Annotated in this window: 14 protein-coding genes and 1 pseudogene; 7 read left to right on the forward strand and 8 right to left on the reverse strand. The window is 72.4% G+C overall.

The window, feature by feature from the left end:
- Nucleotides 1-21 precede the first annotated feature (21 nt).
- Entirely contained in the window at nucleotides 22-318 is a 297-nt protein-coding gene (locus tag L7N97_RS08660; protein WP_237477911.1) for a hypothetical protein, read from the reverse strand.
- 105 nt (nucleotides 319-423) lie between these two features.
- Between L7N97_RS08660 and L7N97_RS08665 the strand changes: the two genes are divergently transcribed.
- Both L7N97_RS08665 and L7N97_RS08670 read left to right on the forward strand, forming a co-directional pair.
- Complete coding sequence (locus L7N97_RS08665; protein WP_237477912.1) at nucleotides 424-2,256, forward strand: NAD(P)/FAD-dependent oxidoreductase; 1,833 nt, start codon at nucleotides 424-426, stop codon at nucleotides 2,254-2,256.
- Between the two features lie 131 nt (nucleotides 2,257-2,387).
- Nucleotides 2,388-2,597, forward strand: coding sequence for a helix-turn-helix domain-containing protein (locus tag L7N97_RS08670; protein ID WP_237477913.1), 210 nt, complete (start codon nucleotides 2,388-2,390; stop codon nucleotides 2,595-2,597).
- Between the two features lie 6 nt (nucleotides 2,598-2,603).
- Here L7N97_RS08670 and L7N97_RS08675 read toward each other — a convergent pair whose 3' ends face one another.
- Both L7N97_RS08675 and L7N97_RS08680 read right to left on the reverse strand, forming a co-directional pair.
- On the reverse strand, nucleotides 2,604-3,080 hold the full coding sequence (locus L7N97_RS08675) for a DUF992 domain-containing protein (protein WP_237477914.1): 477 nt from the start codon (nucleotides 3,078-3,080) through the stop codon (nucleotides 2,604-2,606).
- Between the two features lie 136 nt (nucleotides 3,081-3,216).
- The gene (locus L7N97_RS08680; RefSeq protein ID WP_237477915.1) at nucleotides 3,217-4,419 is read right to left on the reverse strand and encodes a pyridoxal phosphate-dependent aminotransferase; all 1,203 of its coding nucleotides are present in this window, start codon (nucleotides 4,417-4,419) and stop codon (nucleotides 3,217-3,219) included.
- 100 nt (nucleotides 4,420-4,519) lie between these two features.
- On the opposite strand from L7N97_RS08680, the gene L7N97_RS08685 reads away from it, so the two are divergent.
- Nucleotides 4,520-4,936 (forward strand): hypothetical protein, encoded by a 417-nt coding sequence (locus L7N97_RS08685; protein ID WP_237477916.1) that lies wholly within the window; start codon nucleotides 4,520-4,522, stop codon nucleotides 4,934-4,936.
- Nucleotides 4,937-5,491: 555 nt separating this feature from the next.
- Here the strand turns inward: L7N97_RS08685 and L7N97_RS08690 are convergent.
- Nucleotides 5,492-6,019, reverse strand: coding sequence for a metallophosphoesterase family protein (locus L7N97_RS08690; RefSeq protein ID WP_237477917.1), 528 nt, complete (start codon nucleotides 6,017-6,019; stop codon nucleotides 5,492-5,494).
- Between the two features lie 7 nt (nucleotides 6,020-6,026).
- A complete protein-coding gene (locus L7N97_RS08695) occupies nucleotides 6,027-7,391 on the reverse strand; it encodes an MFS transporter (protein WP_237477918.1) in 1,365 nt (454 codons plus the stop codon).
- A 196-nt stretch (nucleotides 7,392-7,587) separates the two neighbouring features.
- Here L7N97_RS08695 and L7N97_RS08700 point away from each other — a divergent pair, with 196 nt between their 5' ends.
- Nucleotides 7,588-8,100 (forward strand): DUF892 family protein, encoded by a 513-nt coding sequence (locus L7N97_RS08700; protein WP_237477919.1) that lies wholly within the window; start codon nucleotides 7,588-7,590, stop codon nucleotides 8,098-8,100.
- Nucleotides 8,101-8,203: 103 nt separating this feature from the next.
- Entirely contained in the window at nucleotides 8,204-8,554 is a 351-nt protein-coding gene (locus L7N97_RS08705) for a hypothetical protein (protein ID WP_237477920.1), read from the forward strand.
- 13 nt (nucleotides 8,555-8,567) lie between these two features.
- Here L7N97_RS08705 and L7N97_RS08710 read toward each other — a convergent pair whose 3' ends face one another.
- Nucleotides 8,568-10,535: a bifunctional 2',3'-cyclic-nucleotide 2'-phosphodiesterase/3'-nucleotidase gene (locus L7N97_RS08710; RefSeq protein ID WP_237477921.1), complete on the reverse strand. Its 1,968-nt coding sequence runs from the start codon at nucleotides 10,533-10,535 to the stop codon at nucleotides 8,568-8,570.
- A 161-nt stretch (nucleotides 10,536-10,696) separates the two neighbouring features.
- On the opposite strand from L7N97_RS08710, the gene L7N97_RS08715 reads away from it, so the two are divergent.
- Together L7N97_RS08715 and L7N97_RS08720 are read left to right on the forward strand one after the other, a co-directional pair.
- The gene (locus L7N97_RS08715; RefSeq protein WP_237477922.1) at nucleotides 10,697-12,196 is read left to right on the forward strand and encodes an ATPase domain-containing protein; all 1,500 of its coding nucleotides are present in this window, start codon (nucleotides 10,697-10,699) and stop codon (nucleotides 12,194-12,196) included.
- Nucleotides 12,197-12,605: 409 nt separating this feature from the next.
- Nucleotides 12,606-13,850 (forward strand): annotated as a pseudogene (locus tag L7N97_RS08720) (ATP-binding protein); the annotation flags it as partial.
- 45 nt (nucleotides 13,851-13,895) lie between these two features.
- On the opposite strand, the gene L7N97_RS08725 reads toward L7N97_RS08720, so the two are convergent.
- On the reverse strand, nucleotides 13,896-14,783 hold the full coding sequence (locus tag L7N97_RS08725; RefSeq protein WP_237477923.1) for an alpha/beta fold hydrolase: 888 nt from the start codon (nucleotides 14,781-14,783) through the stop codon (nucleotides 13,896-13,898).
- Nucleotides 14,784-14,790: 7 nt separating this feature from the next.
- Nucleotides 14,791-16,110, reverse strand: a complete 1,320-nt coding sequence (gene efeB, locus L7N97_RS08730) for an iron uptake transporter deferrochelatase/peroxidase subunit (RefSeq protein WP_237477924.1) — start codon at nucleotides 16,108-16,110, stop codon at nucleotides 14,791-14,793.
- Nucleotides 16,111-16,208 lie beyond the last annotated feature (98 nt).

The raw sequence follows: 16,208 nt of genomic DNA on the forward strand, positions 1-16,208 counted from the left end.
GCGGGGCGGACCGGGAGGCCCCTAGAGCCCGCTCTTCTCCGAGCGCTCGATGGCGCGGTGGAGTTCGACGTCGACCTCGCGGATGTCGCCCGCCGACAGGCCCTCGGAGAAGGCGATGCAGCGGTCGGACGCGATCGCCAGGGCGCGCTCGCGCTCGGTGCCGCGCCGCATCAGCGGGATGGTCTCGCCGAACATGCAGCCGGCGTAGCGCTCCGCGCGCGTGTAGCGATGGGTGGCCGCGGAGGCCTCGTCGAGGGCGCCGGCGAGGCCGAGGAGAGCGAGGGCGACCGGGACGCGCATGGACGAAAAATAGCGCATCGCCGCGCCTCGTCCAGGCCGCCGGTCGGGGCTGGACAGGGCCCGCGATTGGGAGGACGCTCCACGCCATCCCGGCGACGGAGAGCGCCGGGCGGAGGATCCGTCATGACGGCACTGGCACGGTCGCCTGACCAACTGTCACCGGCCCAAATCTCGCCCACGGACGAGCGCGTGCTCGCCTGGCTCGATCGCTTCGAAGGCGCGCTGGCGGCGCGGGACGCGGGCGCCGCTGCGGCCTGCTTCGCCCCGACCTGCTTCTGGCGGGACCTCGTCGCCTTCACATGGAACATCACGACGCTGGAAGGTCGCGACGCGGTCCGCGCCATGCTGGACGCGCAGCTCGACGCGATCCGCCCCCGGCATTGGACGCTGGAGGAGCCCGCCGCGGAGGCGGACGGCGTCACCGAGGCGTGGATCGCCTTCGAAACCGAGCACGCGCGGGGGCGCGGCCACCTCAGGCTGAAGGGCGACGGCGCCTGGACGCTGCTCACGGCGTCGCGCGAGCTGAAGGGCTTCGAGGAGAAGGCGGGCCCGCGGCGCATCAAGGGCGTGCACCACGGCGTCGAGGAGGGGCGCCGCACCTGGGCGGAGCGCCGCGCCGCCGAGGAGGCCGAGCTCGGCCGCAGCGTCCAGCCCTACGCGCTGGTGATCGGCGGCGGCCAGGGCGGCATCGCGCTCGGCGCCCGGCTGAAGCGGCTCGGCGTGCCGGCCCTGATCGTCGACAAGCACGACCGGCCGGGCGACCAGTGGCGCAAGCGCTACAAGTCGCTGCACCTGCACGACCCGGTCTGGTACGACCACCTGCCCTACCTGCCCTTCCCCGACCACTGGCCGGTCTTCGCGCCCAAGGACCAGATCGGCGACTGGCTGGAGATGTACACCAAGGTCATGGAGCTGAACTACTGGCCCCGGACCGAGTGCCGCTCCGCCCGCTACGACGAGGCGGCCGGCGAATGGACCGTGGAGCTCCTGCGCGACGGCGAGGCGCTGACGCTGCATCCGAAGCAGTTCGTGCTCGCCACCGGCATGTCGGGCGTCGCCAACATGCCGGACTATCCGGGCATGGACGCGTTCAAGGGCGACAGCCACCATTCCAGCCGGCATCCGGGCGGGGAAGCCTACCGGGGCAAGCGGGCCGTGGTGATCGGCTCCAACAACTCGGCCCACGACATCTGCGCCGACTTCCACGAGAGCGGCGCCGACGTCACCATGGTGCAGCGGACCTCGACCCACGTCGCCCGTTCGGAATCGCTGATGGAGCTGGGCCTCGCCGGGCTGTATTCGGAGGACGCCCTCGCCAAGAACATCAGCACCGACAAGGCGGATATGACCTTCGCCTCGATCCCGTACCGGATCATGCACGAGTTCCAGATCCCCATCTACGAGGCGATGAGGGAGCGCGACAGGGACTTCTACGACCGGCTGGAGAAGGCGGGGTTCCTGCTCGACTTCGGCGACGACGGCTCGGGCCTGTTCATGAAGTACCTGCGCCGCGGCTCGGGCTACTACATCGACGTCGGCGCCTCCGAGCTGATTGCGGACGGCAAGATCAAGCTCGCCCACGGCCGCGTGAAGGAGATCGCCGAGGACGCCGTGGTGCTGGAGGACGGCACGCGCCTGCCCGCCGACGTCATCGTCTACGCGACCGGATACGGCTCCATGAACGGCTGGGCCGCCAAGCTCATCAGCCAGGAGGTCGCCGACCGGGTCGGCAAGTGCTGGGGCCTCGGCTCCGACACGACGAAGGACCCCGGCCCCTGGGAGGGCGAGCTGCGCAACATGTGGAAGCCGACCCGGCAGGAGGCGCTGTGGTTCCACGGCGGGAACCTCCACCAGTCGCGGCACTACTCGCTCTACCTCGCGCTGCAGCTCAAGGCCCGGATGGAGGGAATCCCCACGCCGGTCTACGGGCTGGCGGAGACGCACCACGCGGGCTGACCCGCGCGGCGGAGCCGGCGTCGGCCTCGTCCTGCATGCAAAGCCGCGATCTTTTCGTCGGACAAACCGTTGTCGGGATGGCCGCTGCGGCGAGGCGGCAGGCACCCCGAAGCGGCATCCGATCGGAGATCATGGCGGACGACATCGATGCCCGGATCGGCCGCAACCTGCGGGCGATGCGGATGGACGCGGCCTTGACCGTCGACGCGCTCGCCACCAGGACCGGCCTGCAGCCCGCCGTGCTCGCGCTCTACGAGGCGGGGCGGCGGCACATGCCGGTCGAGGTGCTGACGCAGCTCGCCGCGGCGCTGGACCGGCCGATCGCGGACTTCTTCGGCTGAGGGGGCTCAGGGCGTGTATTCGAGCGACATCGCGCCGATGCCGGCCGCGACGTTGAGGCCCGACTGGGATTCCACGGACAGGGGCTGGAGCTGCACGCCGCCGTTCGCGCCGCCCACCAGGGCGTTGGCGCCGACGCCGACGCCCACCGTGGCGGAGGCCGAGGCGCCGGCATAGCTGCCCGACAGCGCGCCGGGCCCGACAGCGCCGCCGAGCGACACCACGTCCCAGGTCAGCCTGCCGGGTCCCTGCGGGCCGAGGTCGAGACCGTAGCGGCTGATCGTGCCGAGGTAATGCTGGTGCGGGCCGCCGTTCGACGGCGCGTAGTCGCAGTTCAGCGCGCGGCGCGAGGTGATGACGAAGCCGATGCCGCCCGACACGTTGCAGGAGAGCTGCCCCACGGGGCCGGCGCTCGCCGCGGCCGGCAGCAGCGCGGTGCCGGCCAGGGCCGCCGCGGCGGCGAGGAGGATCTTGGTCTGGACCATGGTGCGGACTCCGAGGGCGCGCGGCGCGCGCCGCGAGGCCGCCACAGACAGGCCGATTGTGGCCGTCGCCGCGCCCGGCCGCGTCGCCTTCGTGTCGGCGCCGGCCCGTGGCCTTTCGGCCACAGGCCGGGGAGCCTCAGCGCAGCGAGGCCGTGAAGCTCTGGATCTTGGCGCAGGCCCGCTCCAGCAGTTCGTTCGACGTCGCGTAGGAGATGCGGAAGTTCGGGCCCGTGCCGAAGGCGGAGCCGTGCACGGCGGCGACGCCCTCGGCCTCGAGCAGCTCGGTGACGAAGTCCTCGTCGGTCTCGATGGTCTTGCCGCCCGGCGTGCGCTTGCCGATCAGGGCGGCGCAGGACGGGTAGACGTAGAAGGCGCCCTCCGGCACCGGGCATTTGAGGCCGGTCGCCTGGTTCAGCATGGACACGACGAGGTCGCGCCGGCCCTCGAACACGGCGCGGCTCTTCGGGATGAAGTCCTGGGGGCCTTCGAGCGCCTCGACCGAGGCCCACTGCGCGATCGAGCAGGCGCCCGAGGTCTGCTGGCCCTGCAGCATGTCCATGGCCTTGATCAGCCGGTCCGGCCCGGCCGCGTAGCCGATGCGCCAGCCCGTCATGGCGTAGCTCTTGGACACGCCGTTCATGGTCAGCGTGCGGTCCATCAGGCCGGGCTCCACCTGCGCGGGCGTGCAGAACTCGAAGTCGCCGTAGACGAGGTGCTCGTAGATGTCGTCGGTCAGCACCCACACGTCGGGGTGGCGCAGGATGACGTCCGTCAGCGCCTTCATCTCGGCGCGCGAATAGGCGGCGCCGGAGGGGTTCGAGGGCGAGTTCAGCAGCACCCACTTGGTGCGGGGCGTGATGGCGCGCTCCAGGTCCTCGGCCTGGAGCTTGAAGGCGTTCTCCAGCGTGGTGGGCACGAAGACGGGCTTGCCGCCCGCGATCAGCACCATGTCGGGGTAGGACACCCAGTAGGGCGCCGGGATCACCACCTCGTCGCCGGGGTTGCAGGTCGCCAGGAAGGCGTTGAACAGGATCTGCTTGCCGCCAGTGCCGACGATGGTCTGCGCCGGCTTGTAGTCGAGGCCGTTCTCGCGCTTGAACTTCTTGGCGATGGCTTCGCGCAGCGGCACGATGCCGGGCACGGGCGTGTATTTCGTCTCGCCCCGGCGGATGGCCGCGATGGCGGCCTCCTTGACGTTGTCGGGCGTGTCGAAGTCGGGCTCGCCGACCGACAGCGAGATCACGTCGCGCCCCTTGGCCTTCAGGTCGCGCGCCTTCTGCGTCACCGCGATGGTGGCGGAGGGTTTGACGCGCGCCAGCGTGTCGGAGATGAAGGCCATGAGGTTCGCTCCGTGTTGTCCCATGTCGTCGAGGCGGCGCAGCTATAGGACACCGCGGCGGCGGCCGGAAGCCGCGCGTTCCATCGCGATCGGGGATCACATGGCGGAGAGTGCGACGCCCGGGCGGGCGAGGTCGCTGCTGCGGGGCCTGGCGCTGGTGGTCGCCGGGATGCTGCTGGCCGCGACGCTCGGCGGCGTCGCCCTGCTGGCCGACATCCGGTTCGACGGCGGCCGGGTCATCCGCGCCGCCATGGGGGGCGGCGACCTCGCGGACGCCTGCCGCCCGCCGCTGGTGCGGCGGCTGGCGGAGCGGGGCTTCCAGCCCGACGACGTCGAGTTCGGTCCCGACCCCACGCTGGGCTCGCCCTGGGCGCGCGAGCGCAGCTTCGGCGCCAGCTTCACGTTCCGCGACGGCGCGGCGGGCACGCGGGTCGACGGCGTCGTGGCCTGCGTGGTGTCGGCGGCGGGGGTGTCGGTGGATTTCCGCGTGGCGCAGAACCCGCGCCGGGCGGCGTGAGCGCCCGGGCGAGCACAGCGTAGCGATCCAGGGGGGAGCAGGAGCCGCAAGGCGGCGCAGGGCCTCGAGCGAAGCGACTTTTTCAGGAAGCGCGGGCTGGATCGCTTCGCTGCGCTCGCGATGGCGCGGAACGGTCGGAATGGAGGGCCACGGCGGAGGTCGGGCCTGTCTCGTATCGGAGCCCGGTCGCTCCCGTCGCCACGCTCGCTGAAATCGGGGGCGCACAAATGCGAAGGGCGCATCGATCGAACGATGCGCCCTTCAGGCCGGCTCTCGCTTCGCTGTGCCGGGGTCTGCGGTCGATCCGACCTGCCCCACGGCGGACACCACGTCCGCCTCACATCATCGCGGCCGCACCGATCATCAACCAGGCCGTGAAAGCGCCCGCCGCGATCCACATCGACTTGTCCATGCCCGTCTCCATCCGTTGACGGAGCCTTAACGACACGCCACGGGAAAAGTTCGCGGCCCGGCCAAAATGAAGTTGACGCCGCCGGAACGGTGTGAATTTGCCCTCGCGGGATCGGAACCAATTCGCCTCGAAATCGAGCGAGGTCAGGCCGGCGCGGGCGCCTTGCGGGCGCCGCGTCTCCGGCTCGCCAGGACCTCAGGGAGGGTGACGGGCCGGAAGCCCTGGGCGTCGACGCCGACGTCGTACTGCTTCGGCATGGGCGTGAGCTTGTTGTGGGAATGGCCGTGCAGGTTCACGGCGCCCCGGCCGATGCCGTTCCAGGTGCGGAAGGCGTAGTGGCAGAGCACCAGCATGCGGTCCTCGACCACGAGCTCGGCATAGTGGCGCACCGAGGCCCAGCCCGGCAGCGACAGGGTCGCGGCGTCGTCGTTGTTGCCGGCGACGAGGTGCTTCTCGCCGTGCAGCGCGTCGAGGAGGGCGGCGCAGCGCTCGGGGCCGGGGCCGAGCGCGAAGTCGCCGAGGTGCCACACCGTGTCGCCCGGCCCCACCCGCTCGTTCCAGCGCGCCACCAGGGCTTCGTCGTGCTCGGCGAGGTCCGCGAAGGGCCGGTGGTCGAACCGCAGCACCCGCATGTCGCCGAAATGCGTGTCGCTGGTGAAGAAGGTGGTCATCCCTCCCCTACGCGCGGGGCCGGGCCGGCGATCCCACCTCGGCCGCGGCTGCCGCGCGCGGGCCGCGGCCGAGCGCCAGCACGGCGACGAGGCCCGCCGCCGACAGCGCCGCGATGGGCATGAGGCCCAGCGCGTAGGAGCCGGTCGCGTCCTTGATCACGCCGAGCAGCGAGGTGCCGACGAAGCCGCCGATGTTGCCCATGGCGTTGATCTGGGCGATGCCGGCCGCGGCGGCTCCCGCCGCCAGCCACTCGGTCGACAGCGCCCAGAACGGCCCCTTGAACACGTAGGTGGCCGTCACGGCGAGGCACAGCAGCACCATGGTGGGCGGCAGCGCGTCCGTGAGCAGCGCGGCGCACAGGCTGCCCGCCAGCAGGGCCAGCGGCAGCGCCGTGTGCCACACGCGCTCGCGCGTGCGGTCCGAGTTGCGGCCCCAGAGCACCATCAGCACGGAAGCGATGCCGAAGGGCAGCGCGTTGAGCCAGCCCGTGGCGCTGGTGCTGAGCGCGAAGGACTTGATGATCTGCGGCTGCCACAGCGACAGGCACTGGCTGGCGCCGGACGCGCCCGCGTAGATCAGCGAGGCCGCCAGCACGTAGGGGTTCGACAGGACGCGCCACAGCGACAGGTGGCCCCCCGCCGGCTTCGGCCTGGCGCCGTCGCGGGCGAGGCGCTCCCGCAGCAGCTCGCGCTCGGCCGGCGACAGCCAAGCGGCGTCGCGCGGGCCGTCCGGCAGGACAGCGAGCGAGGCGATGCCGAGCGCCACGGCCGGCACGGCTTCGAGCACGAACAGCCACTGCCAGCCGTGCAGGCCGAGCCAGCCGTCCGTGCCGAGCAGCGCCGCCGAGATCGGCGAGCCGAGGAAGGACGAGACGGGGATCGCCACCATGAAGATGGCCACGATGCGCCCGCGCGCCTCGGCCGGGAACCAGTAGGTGAGGTACAGGATCACGCCGGGGAAGAAGCCGGCCTCGGCGGCGCCGAGCAGGAGCCGCACGGCGTAGAACGAGTAGGGCCCGACCACGGCCGCCATCAGGCCCGACACGAGCCCCCAGGAGATCATGATGCGGGCGATCCAGAGCCGCGCCCCGACCCGCTCCATGGCGAGGTTGCTCGGCACCTCGCAGAGAACGTAGCTGACGTAGAAGAGCCCGCCGCCGAGCCCGAAGGCCGAGGCCGAGATGCCCACGTCGTGGTTCATCTGCAATGCCGCGAAGCCGGCGTTCACCCGGTCCACGAAGGCGATGAAGTAGCACAGCATGAGGAAGGGCAGGATGCGCCACGTCACCTTGCGGGTGACGGCCGCGAGCGCGGCTTCCGAGTGCGTCGCGGCCGCGGGCGCAGCCTCCGTCCCGGCCGCCGCCCCGTCCATCCCCGCCCCCGTCCGTTCTGCGCGAACCCGTGCCGCTCGGGCGATCATGGGCTCCGCGAGGCGATGCGGTCAAGACGAGGGCGCGCCTGCGGCAGCCCGCCCCTGCGGCGCCTTGCGCCTGAACTCCTTCCGGTCGTCGCGGTTAGGGACGCGCCGCGCCGCGCGGACCGATTCCAATCGAGATCAGGGGCACACCATGGCCGAGACCGACATCAAGGCGATCTACACGACCGCGCTGCAGAACACCCACGCGCTGGAGCAGCAGGGCCTGCAGCAGATCGAGCATCAGCTGTCCGGCCTCGGCCAATATCCGCAGTACAAGTCCGCGCTCGAAACCCAGAAGCAGATCGACGCGAAGCACATGGAGCGGCTCGACAAGGCCCTGCAGGCGGTGGGCGGCTCGACCTCCGGCTTCAAGGAGAGCGTGATGAGCGTCGCCGGCAAGATCGGCGCGGCGGTCCACGCCACGGCGTCGGACGAGACGCTGAAGAACCTCTACGCCGGCTACGCCTACCAGTTCGACAAGGTCGCGGCCTACAAGTCGCTGGCCGTGATCGCCGAGGAGGCCGGCTACAAGGACCACGCGTCCGAGTTCCGCACCAGCATGGAGGAGGACAAGAAGTCCGCCGACGTGATCGACGGCATGATCGAATCCATCACGCGCGAGTACCTGAAGCTCGCCACCAGCGGGAAGAAGGCCGACAGCTGAGCGGCCGGCGATCCGGGGCGTGCCGGCGACGGCGCGGCACGCCCTGGCGAGGACGGCCCTCGCGCGCCACCTGAGGGGCGAGGGACGGCGGGGAGGCGGCGCGATGGCGATCAGGTTCGTGGACGTGGGGTCCGAGAAGCCCGGCGAGGCCAAGCCCGGCCCGGCCCGGCGTGCCCGCGCGCCCGAAGCGGCACCGGAGGCGGCGCCCGAGGACGCGCCGTCCGCCGAGGCCGCCCCGGCCCCGGACGGGGAGGCCTCCGTGCCGACCCTGCCCCACGCCAAGCCCGAGCCGAAGCCGCGCGGGCGCAAGAAGCCGATGTCGGCCGTGGGAGCCGACAGGTCGAAGGCGCCCGACGCGCCCGCGGCCCCGCTGCTCGAAGGGCTGCTCCCGGAACTCCAGGCCCACGCCAAGCCGACGCCGAAGCCGCGCGGGCGCAAGAAGGCCTTCGGCTGAAGGCAGCCCCGGCCTACAGCGCCATGCGGAAGCGCGCGAACCCGTTCTCGGCCGGCCCGACCTCCTCGATCCTCACGCCCCGCACCTCGCCGAGGTGGGCGCGGGCGCCGGGGCCGGCCTCGAAGGTGACGGTGGTGTTCGGCACGGCCGCGAGCCTCCAGTTGCCGTCGGCCCTGGGGTCCACCGTGCCGCGGTCGTGAATGTAGCGCACGACGACGTCGCGGTTGGTGTCGGGCGCGGCGAGGATCGCCGCCTTCGCGTCGACGCCCGGGAAGTTGCCGCCTCCGCCCGCCCGGTAGTTGTTGCTCACGACCACGAAGGTGGCGGCTTCGTCGATCGGCGCGCCGCCGTACCTCAGGTCGACGACGCGGCGCGCTCCGGGCGCGACCAGCCGACCGTCGGCGTCGTAGCGGGACGGCTGCGTCGGGTCGATCGCGTAGGTGACGCCGTCGATCACGTCGAAGTTGTAGGACGGGAAGCCCGCGTCGATCAGCGGCTGGTCGGGCGCGCCCGGCTGGATCCGCCGGAAGATGCCGGCCGAGCGCTCCAGCCATTCCCGCACCGTCGCGCCGCTCACCGCCACCAGCGTCACGGTGTTGGGATACAGGTAGAGGTCCGCGACGTTGCGGATGGCGATCGGCCCCGCCGGCACGTCGGTGTAGTAGTCGGCGCCGTTTCGGCCCCCGACCTTGAAGGGCGCGGCGGCGGACAGCAGCGGAAGCCCCTCCCACCGAGAGCCCTCGAGCAGCGGCGCCGCGTACCAGCGCTGCGCGTCGGACACGATCTGGACCGACGGGTCGTCGGCGACGAGCGCGAAATGGGAGAAGAGCGGCGCGGAGGTGCGGCCGACCGGCGTGCGGACGTAGGCCAGCGTCGACTCGTGGTCGGGCTTCGCCGCCGCGGCGACGCCGGCCTCGTCGGGCACGAGCGGCACCGCGGCCTTGCCGTCGCGGCGAAAGATCGGCCGGGCCTCGACCGCGAAGTCGGCCACGCGCCAGCGCCCGCCGCCGTGCTCCAGCGCGAGGTCGATCAGCCCCATGTGCGAGCCCCAGAATCCCGCCATCACGGCCGGCACGCCCTGCAGCGTGCCCCGCGCCGTGTCGACCCCGGCGATGCCCCCGAAATCCTTCGGCCCCGGGAAGACGAGGTGCTGGTGGCCGGCCAGGATCGCGTCGATGCCCGGCACGCCGGCGAGGTACAGCGAGGCGTTCTCCATCCGGTCCGTCCGGCCGGCCGCGATGCCGGAATGGCTCAGCGCGACCACGAGGTCGGCGCCGTCCTCGCGCAGGCGCGGCACCCAGGCCCGCGCGGCCTCCACGATGTCGCGCGTCGCGACCCGGCCGTCGAGCTTGGCGGCGTCCCAGGTGGTGATCTGCGGCGGCACGAAGCCGATCACGCCGATGCGGATCGGCAGGTCGCGCCCGGCGCCGTCCTTGAGGGTGCGGTCGAGGATCGCGTAGGGGCGGATGTAGAGCCGGTCCTTCAGCGGATCCGCCGCCAGCGCGCCTCGCGCGAGGTTGGCGCAGACGAAGGGGAAGTCCGCGCCCGCGAGCGCCCGGTCGAGGAATTCGAGCCCGTAGTTGAACTCGTGGTTGCCCAGCGTCGAGCAGCCGTAGCCCATGGCGTTCATGGCGCGGATCACGGGGTGGACGTAGCCGTCCGGCAGGCCGTGCGCGAAGGCCACGTAGTCGCCCATGGGGCTGCCCTGGATGATGTCGCCGTCGTCGAGCAGCAGCGTGTTGGCGGCCTCGGCCCGCGCCGCGTCGATCAGGCTCGCCGTGCGGGTCAGCCCGAAGGTGTCGTTCGGCTTGTCAGCGTAATAGTCGTAGGGGAAGACGTTGACGTGGAGGTCGGTGGTGGCCAGCACCCGCAGGTGGACCTGGTCGGCCGCGGCCCGGGCCGCGAAGGGGTGCAGCGCGACGGCGCCCGCCAGGGCGGCGGTGCCGCGCAGGACCGCGCGGCGGGGAACGGCGATGGGCATGGCGGGGCGCTCCTTCGGGTGATGACCCGCCCATCCTGGCGCGGCCGCGTGTCATCGCGAAGACCGGCGGCCGGCGCGAGCCCGCGGCCCGGCGCCCACCATCGCGCGTTGCCGCGCCGCGCCGATCGCTTTAAGGATCTGACGCGTCGAAGGCGAAGGGCATGGCCGAGCAGAACAAGCTGAAGACCGGCAACGCCGGGCTGGATGACATTCTGCGAGGGGGGCTGCCTGCGGGTCGCATGTACCTCGTCGAGGGCTCGCCGGGATCGGGCAAGACGACCCTCGGGCTGGAGTTCCTGCTGGAGGGCGTGCGCCGCGGCGAGCCGGTGCTCTACATCACGCTGTCGGAGAGCCGCGAGGAGCTCATGGTCGTCGCGGCGTCGCACGGCCTGTCGCTCGACGGCGTGTCGGTCTTCGAGCTGGCGTCCGCCGACGAGGCGATCGGCCATGGCGCGGAGCAGTCGATCCTGCACCCGTGGGAGGCCGAGCTCGGCCAGACCGTCGCCCTGATCCGGTCCGAGGTGGAAAGGATCCGCCCGGCCCGCGTCGTCTTCGACAGCCTGTCCGAGCTGCGCCTGCTCGCCCAGGACTCGCTGCGCTTCCGGCGGCAGGTGCTGGCCCTCAAGCAGTTCTTCGATCCGCGCGGCACCACCGTGCTGCTGGTCGACGACCTTGCCGGCCTGATCCCCGCGGGCGACGGCCACCTGCACAGCATCTGCCACGGCGTGATCACGCTGGAGCGCCTGACGCTCGACTTCGGCGCGGCGCGGCGGCGCCTGCAGGTGCAGAAGCTGCGCGGCGTCGACTATGTCGCGGGCTACCACGACTTCAACATCCGGCGGGGCGGGCTCGACGTGTTCCCGCGCCTCGTGGCGCTCGACCAGCATGCCGACTTCGTCGGGGACCCCGTGCCGAGCGGCAACGACGAACTCGACCGCCTCGTGGCCGGCGGCCCCCTGCGCGGCACCACCATGCTGATCACCGGGCCCGCCGGCACCGGCAAGACCACGATCGCGCTGCAGTACCTCGACGCGGCCTGCCGCCGGGGCGAGCCCTGCGCCATCTTCGAGTTCGACGAGCGCATCGGCACCATGTTCACGCGCGCCAGGGCGCTCGGCATCGACCTCGGCGGCCACGTCGCCCGCGGGCACCTCCGCGTGCACCAGGTCGACCCGGCCGAGCTGTCGCCGGGCGAGTTCTCGGCTCGCGTGCAGCGCGCGGTCGACCGCGGCGGGGTGCGGCTGCTCGTCATCGACAGCCTGAACGGCTATCTCGCCGCCATGCCGCAGGAACAGCAGCTCATCCTGCAACTGCACGAGCTCCTGTCCTACCTGAATCAGAAGGGCGTGATGACGCTGCTGATCAACCCGCAGCACGGGATGGTCGGCACCATGTCCGGGTCGATCGACGTCAGCTACGTCGCCGACACCGTGATGCTGCTCCGCTACTTCGAGGCGGAGGGGCGCATCCGCAAGGCGATCTCGATCCTCAAGAATCGCTCCGGCGCGCACGAGGACACGATCCGCGAGCTCCGCATCAGCAGCGCCGAGGGCGTGCAGGTCAGCGAACCGCTGTCGGCCTTCCGGGGCGTGCTGACCGGCACCCCGGAATACGTCGGAGTATCGCCCGCCCTGATGGAGGCGCCCGACCGTGCCTCATAGGAGCGCCGAGGAGGGATTCCGCGTGCTCGTCGCCGCCCCGTTCGGCCGCGACGCGCAGAACGTGGTGATGCTGCTCGCCGAGGCCGGCTACGACGCCCGCGCCTGCGAGGGGCCGGCCGCGCTCGCGGCCGGGTTCGACGACGAGACCGGCGCCCTGCTGCTGACCGAGGAAGCCCTGCGGTCCGGCGTGGCGTCGCTGGACGCCGCGCTGGCCTCCCAGCCGAACTGGTCCGAGGTGCCGGTGATCCTGCTGGTCCAGCGCCAGGAGGGCCTGCGCCGCGGCGCGGACGCGGGGCGGATGGCGCTGCCCGCCTCCGCGCGCAACGCGATCGTGCTGGAGCGGCCGCTGAGCGCCGCCTCGCTGATCAGCGCCGTCGCGGCGGCGCTCCGCTCGCGCCAGCGCCAGTTCGACATGCGCGACCGCCTGGCCGAGCTGGCGGCGAGCCGGGAAGCCCTGGAGGAGCAGGTGCGCGAGCGCACCGCCAAGCTGCTCCTGCAGGAGGAAGCGCTGCGCCAGTCGCAGAAGATGGAGGCGGTGGGCCAGCTCACCGGCGGCATCGCGCACGACTTCAACAACCTCCTCACCATCATCCGCTCCTCCGTCGACCTCCTGCGGCGGCCCGCGCTGGCCGAGGACCGCCGCCGCCGCTACCTCGACGCCGTGTCGGAGACGGTGGACCGCGCCGCCAAGCTGACCGGCCAGCTGCTCGCCTTCGCGCGCCGCTCCGCGCTGCTGCCCGAGGTGTTCGACGTCGGCGCGCGGCTCGCCGCGGTGGCCGACCTGCTCGACACGGTGACGGGCGCCCGCATCAAGGTGGCCGTGGAGCTGCCGGACGAGCCCTGCTTCGTGTGCGCGGACCTCAGCCAGTTCGAGACCGCGCTGGTCAACATGGCGGTGAACGCCCGCGACGCGATGGACGGCGAGGGCCGCCTCACCCTCAGCCTGCGCGGCTCCGGCGGCCTGCCGCCGATCCGGGGCCACGGCGGCAGCGTGGCCCCCTTCGCGGCCGTGGCGCTGTCCGACACGGGCGAGGGCATCCCGTCCGAGCGGGTCGCCCGCATCTTCGAGCCCTTCTTCACCACCAAGGAGGTCGGCAAGGGGACGGGGCTGGGCCTCAGCCAGGTGTTCGGCTTCGCCAAGCAGTCGGGCGGCGACATCGACGTCGCGAGCACGGTCGGCGAGGGCACCACCTTCACGCTGTACCTCCCCCGCGTGCCGGCCCCCGGCGCCGCCGCGGAGGAGGCGTCCCCGGACGAGGGCGGGATCGTCCCCGCCGGGGACAGCCGGGAAGTCCTCATCGTCGAGGACAACGTCGAGATCGGCCGCTTCGCCAAGCACCTGCTCGACGACCTCGGATACCGCACCCTGTGGGTGCCCAACGCCGACGAGGCCCTGGCGCGGCTCGCCGCCGAGGCCGCGCGCTTCCATGTGGTGTTCTCCGACGTGGTGATGCCGGGGATGAGCGGCATCGACCTCGCTCACGAGGTGCGCCGCCTCTACCCCCGCCTGCCCGTGGTGCTGACCTCGGGCTACAGCCACGTGCTGGCCGAGGAAGGGCCGCACGGCTTCGACCTCGTGCACAAGCCCTACTCGGCCGAGCAGATCAGCCGGGCGCTGCACCGCGCCATGCATGGAGCGGAGACGGGAGGCTGAAGGCTCGGCGGGGCCGCCGCGCACTGCCCTGCGGCCGCGCCCGACCTATCCCGCCAGGAAGGCCCGCAGCTCCGCCACGACCTCCTCGGGCCGCTCCTCCTGCAGCAGGTGGCCGCAGGCGAGGCCCCGGCCCCGCACGTCGTCGGCCACCTCGCGCCATGTTTCCAGCACGTCGTAGAGCTTGCCGACCGTGCCCTCGGCGCCCCAGAGCGCGAGCAGCGGCGCCCGCACGGCCTGCCCGTTCTCGCGCGAGGCGCGGTCGTGGACGAGGTCGATCGTCGCGGCCGCGCGGTAGTCCTCGCAGATGGCGTGGACCGCGGCGGGGTCGTAGTGGCGCAGGTATTCCGCGACCACCTCCTCGCGCGGCACGCCCGCCGTCCGGCTCTGGTGCGCGAGGTGGCTGCGGAGAAAGAACTCCGGGTCGGCGCCGATCAGGCGCTCGGGCAGCGGCTCGGGCTGGATCAGGAAGAACCACCAGAAGTAGGCCCTGGCGAAGGCCATGTCGGTGCGCTCGTACATGTGCAGCGTCGGCGCGATGTCGAGCACGGCGACCCGGCTGACGCGGTCGGCGTGGTCGAGCGCCAGGCGGTGCGCCACGCGGCCGCCGCGGTCGTGGCCCACCACGGCGTAGTCCTCGTGGCCGAGGCTCCGCATCACGGCCGCGGCGTCGCGCGCCATGGCGCGCTTGGAATAGGCGGAATGGTCGGGGGGCGAGGACGGCCTCGCGCTCGCGCCGTAGCCGCGCAGATCCATCAGCACGACACTGTGCGCCTCGGCCAGCGCCGGCGCCACCGCGTGCCACGTGGACAGCGTCTGCGGGTGGCCGTGCAGCAGCAGCACGGGCCGCCCCCGCCCCGCCGTGCGGACGTGGATCTGCACCCCTGCCCCGGTCTCGATGGTGCGCTCATCGAAGCCCGGGAGGAGGTCGGTCATGGCCGGATCACACGCTGGTTTCGAGCAACGCCTTGGCGAGGTAGTCGCGCGGGCTCTCGACGCCCGGCAGCGCGAAGAAGTAGCCGCCGCCGACGGGCTTGACGTACTCCTCCAGCGGTTCGCCGTTCAAGCGCGTCTGCACGGCGACGAAGCCCCGGTCGAGGTCCGACTGGAAGGCCGCGAACAGCAGGCCCATGTCGAGCTGCCCGGCCTTGGTCAGCCCGTTGGAATAGTTGTAGGCGCGGCGCAGGATGAGGCTGTCGGCCGAGGCGGCGTCGCGCGGGTTGGCGCGCCGGATGTGGGCGTCGAGCGGCACGCGATGGCCTTCCGGGTCGGCGAGATAGTCGGGCAGGTCGTGCTCGCGCGCCATGCCGAGCGGCGCGCCCTCGGCCTTGTCGCGGCCGATGATGGTCTGCTGCTCCTGCAGCGGCGTGCGGTCCCACCGCTCGACGAGCGTCCGGATGATCCGCACCGCCTGGTAGGTGCCGCCGCGCGCCCAGGCGGGCTCGCCCGACCCCTCGCCCACCCACACGATGCGATCCATCAGGGCGGCATCCTTGGCGTCGAGGTTGGCGGTGCCGTCCTTGAAGCCGAGGAGGTTGCGGGCCGTGTCGCGCCCCTGCGTCTTGATCGTGTGCGGCGGCAGAAAGCCGTCCTGCTTCCAGCGCAGCGCGAGGTCGGCGGGGAACTCCTTCAGCACCGCGCGGAGCGCGTGAATGTTGGTCTCGGCCGTGTTGCTGTTGAACTGAATCAGGAGGTCGCCGTGGCAGCAGTCCCCGTCGAGCGCGTCGTTGGGGAAGGCCGTCATCGCGACGAGCCGCTTCGGCCGCTGCGGGGCGAGGCCGAAGCGCGCGTCGAACAGGGAGGCGCCGAAGGCCACCGTCATCGACAGGTTGTCGGTCATGCCCGCCGGGCCGAGGAGGCCGTTGTCGGGCGGGGGCATCTTGTCGTCGGTGGGCTGCGGGAACTCGCCCCCCATCAGGGCGGCGGTGCGGGCGGTGAGCCGCCGCATCAGCGCCGCGAGGTCCTCGCGCGAATCCGCCAGCACGTCGAAGGAGGCGAGCAGCGCCGCCGCGGGCTGCGGGGTGACGATGCCGGCCTGGTGCGGGCCGTAGAAGCTCTGACGGTCGAGCGTGCCGTCGCTGTCGGGCTGCGCGCGGCGCTCCTCCTGCGCGGTCGCGGCCAGGGCCGCGGTCGGCGCCAGGCCGGCCGCGCCCGCCAGGCCGAGCAGGCCGAGCAGGCTGCGGCGCCCGGGGCAGGACGGGGCGTCGGCCGGGGCCGGCGCCGCGCCGAAGGGGCATCGCCCGAGATCGTTCCTGTCCGTCATCGGTCCTTCTCTCCGCCCTTCCATTCTGGTCCGTTCGGTCGGAACGCTCAGGTGCCGCGCGATGCGCCTCCCCTCTCCCTTGTGAAGAGGGGTCGGGG

Origin of the sequence: Lichenibacterium dinghuense (assembly GCF_021730615.1) — a bacterium.
GTDB lineage: Bacteria > Pseudomonadota > Alphaproteobacteria > Rhizobiales > Beijerinckiaceae > Lichenihabitans > Lichenihabitans dinghuensis.

Bases quoted from the DNA above. Each gene is read 5' to 3' on its own strand.
- L7N97_RS08725 (WP_237477923.1), bottom strand. From the start codon at position 14,783: ATGACCGACCTCCTCCCGGGCTTCGATGAGCGCACCATCGAGACCGGG.
- L7N97_RS08680 (WP_237477915.1), bottom strand. From the start codon at position 4,419: ATGGCCTTCATCTCCGACACGCTGGCGCGCGTCAAACCCTCCGCCACC.
- L7N97_RS08660 (WP_237477911.1), bottom strand. From the start codon at position 318: ATGCGCTATTTTTCGTCCATGCGCGTCCCGGTCGCCCTCGCTCTCCTC.
- L7N97_RS08665 (WP_237477912.1), top strand. From the start codon at position 424: ATGACGGCACTGGCACGGTCGCCTGACCAACTGTCACCGGCCCAAATC.
- L7N97_RS08705 (WP_237477920.1), top strand. From the start codon at position 8,204: ATGGCGATCAGGTTCGTGGACGTGGGGTCCGAGAAGCCCGGCGAGGCC.
- L7N97_RS08675 (WP_237477914.1), bottom strand. From the start codon at position 3,080: ATGGTCCAGACCAAGATCCTCCTCGCCGCCGCGGCGGCCCTGGCCGGC.
- efeB (WP_237477924.1), bottom strand. From the start codon at position 16,110: ATGACGGACAGGAACGATCTCGGGCGATGCCCCTTCGGCGCGGCGCCG.
- L7N97_RS08685 (WP_237477916.1), top strand. From the start codon at position 4,520: ATGGCGGAGAGTGCGACGCCCGGGCGGGCGAGGTCGCTGCTGCGGGGC.
- L7N97_RS08690 (WP_237477917.1), bottom strand. From the start codon at position 6,019: ATGACCACCTTCTTCACCAGCGACACGCATTTCGGCGACATGCGGGTG.
- L7N97_RS08695 (WP_237477918.1), bottom strand. From the start codon at position 7,391: ATGGACGGGGCGGCGGCCGGGACGGAGGCTGCGCCCGCGGCCGCGACG.
- L7N97_RS08670 (WP_237477913.1), top strand. From the start codon at position 2,388: ATGGCGGACGACATCGATGCCCGGATCGGCCGCAACCTGCGGGCGATG.
- L7N97_RS08715 (WP_237477922.1), top strand. From the start codon at position 10,697: ATGGCCGAGCAGAACAAGCTGAAGACCGGCAACGCCGGGCTGGATGAC.
- L7N97_RS08710 (WP_237477921.1), bottom strand. From the start codon at position 10,535: ATGCCCATCGCCGTTCCCCGCCGCGCGGTCCTGCGCGGCACCGCCGCC.
- L7N97_RS08700 (WP_237477919.1), top strand. From the start codon at position 7,588: ATGGCCGAGACCGACATCAAGGCGATCTACACGACCGCGCTGCAGAAC.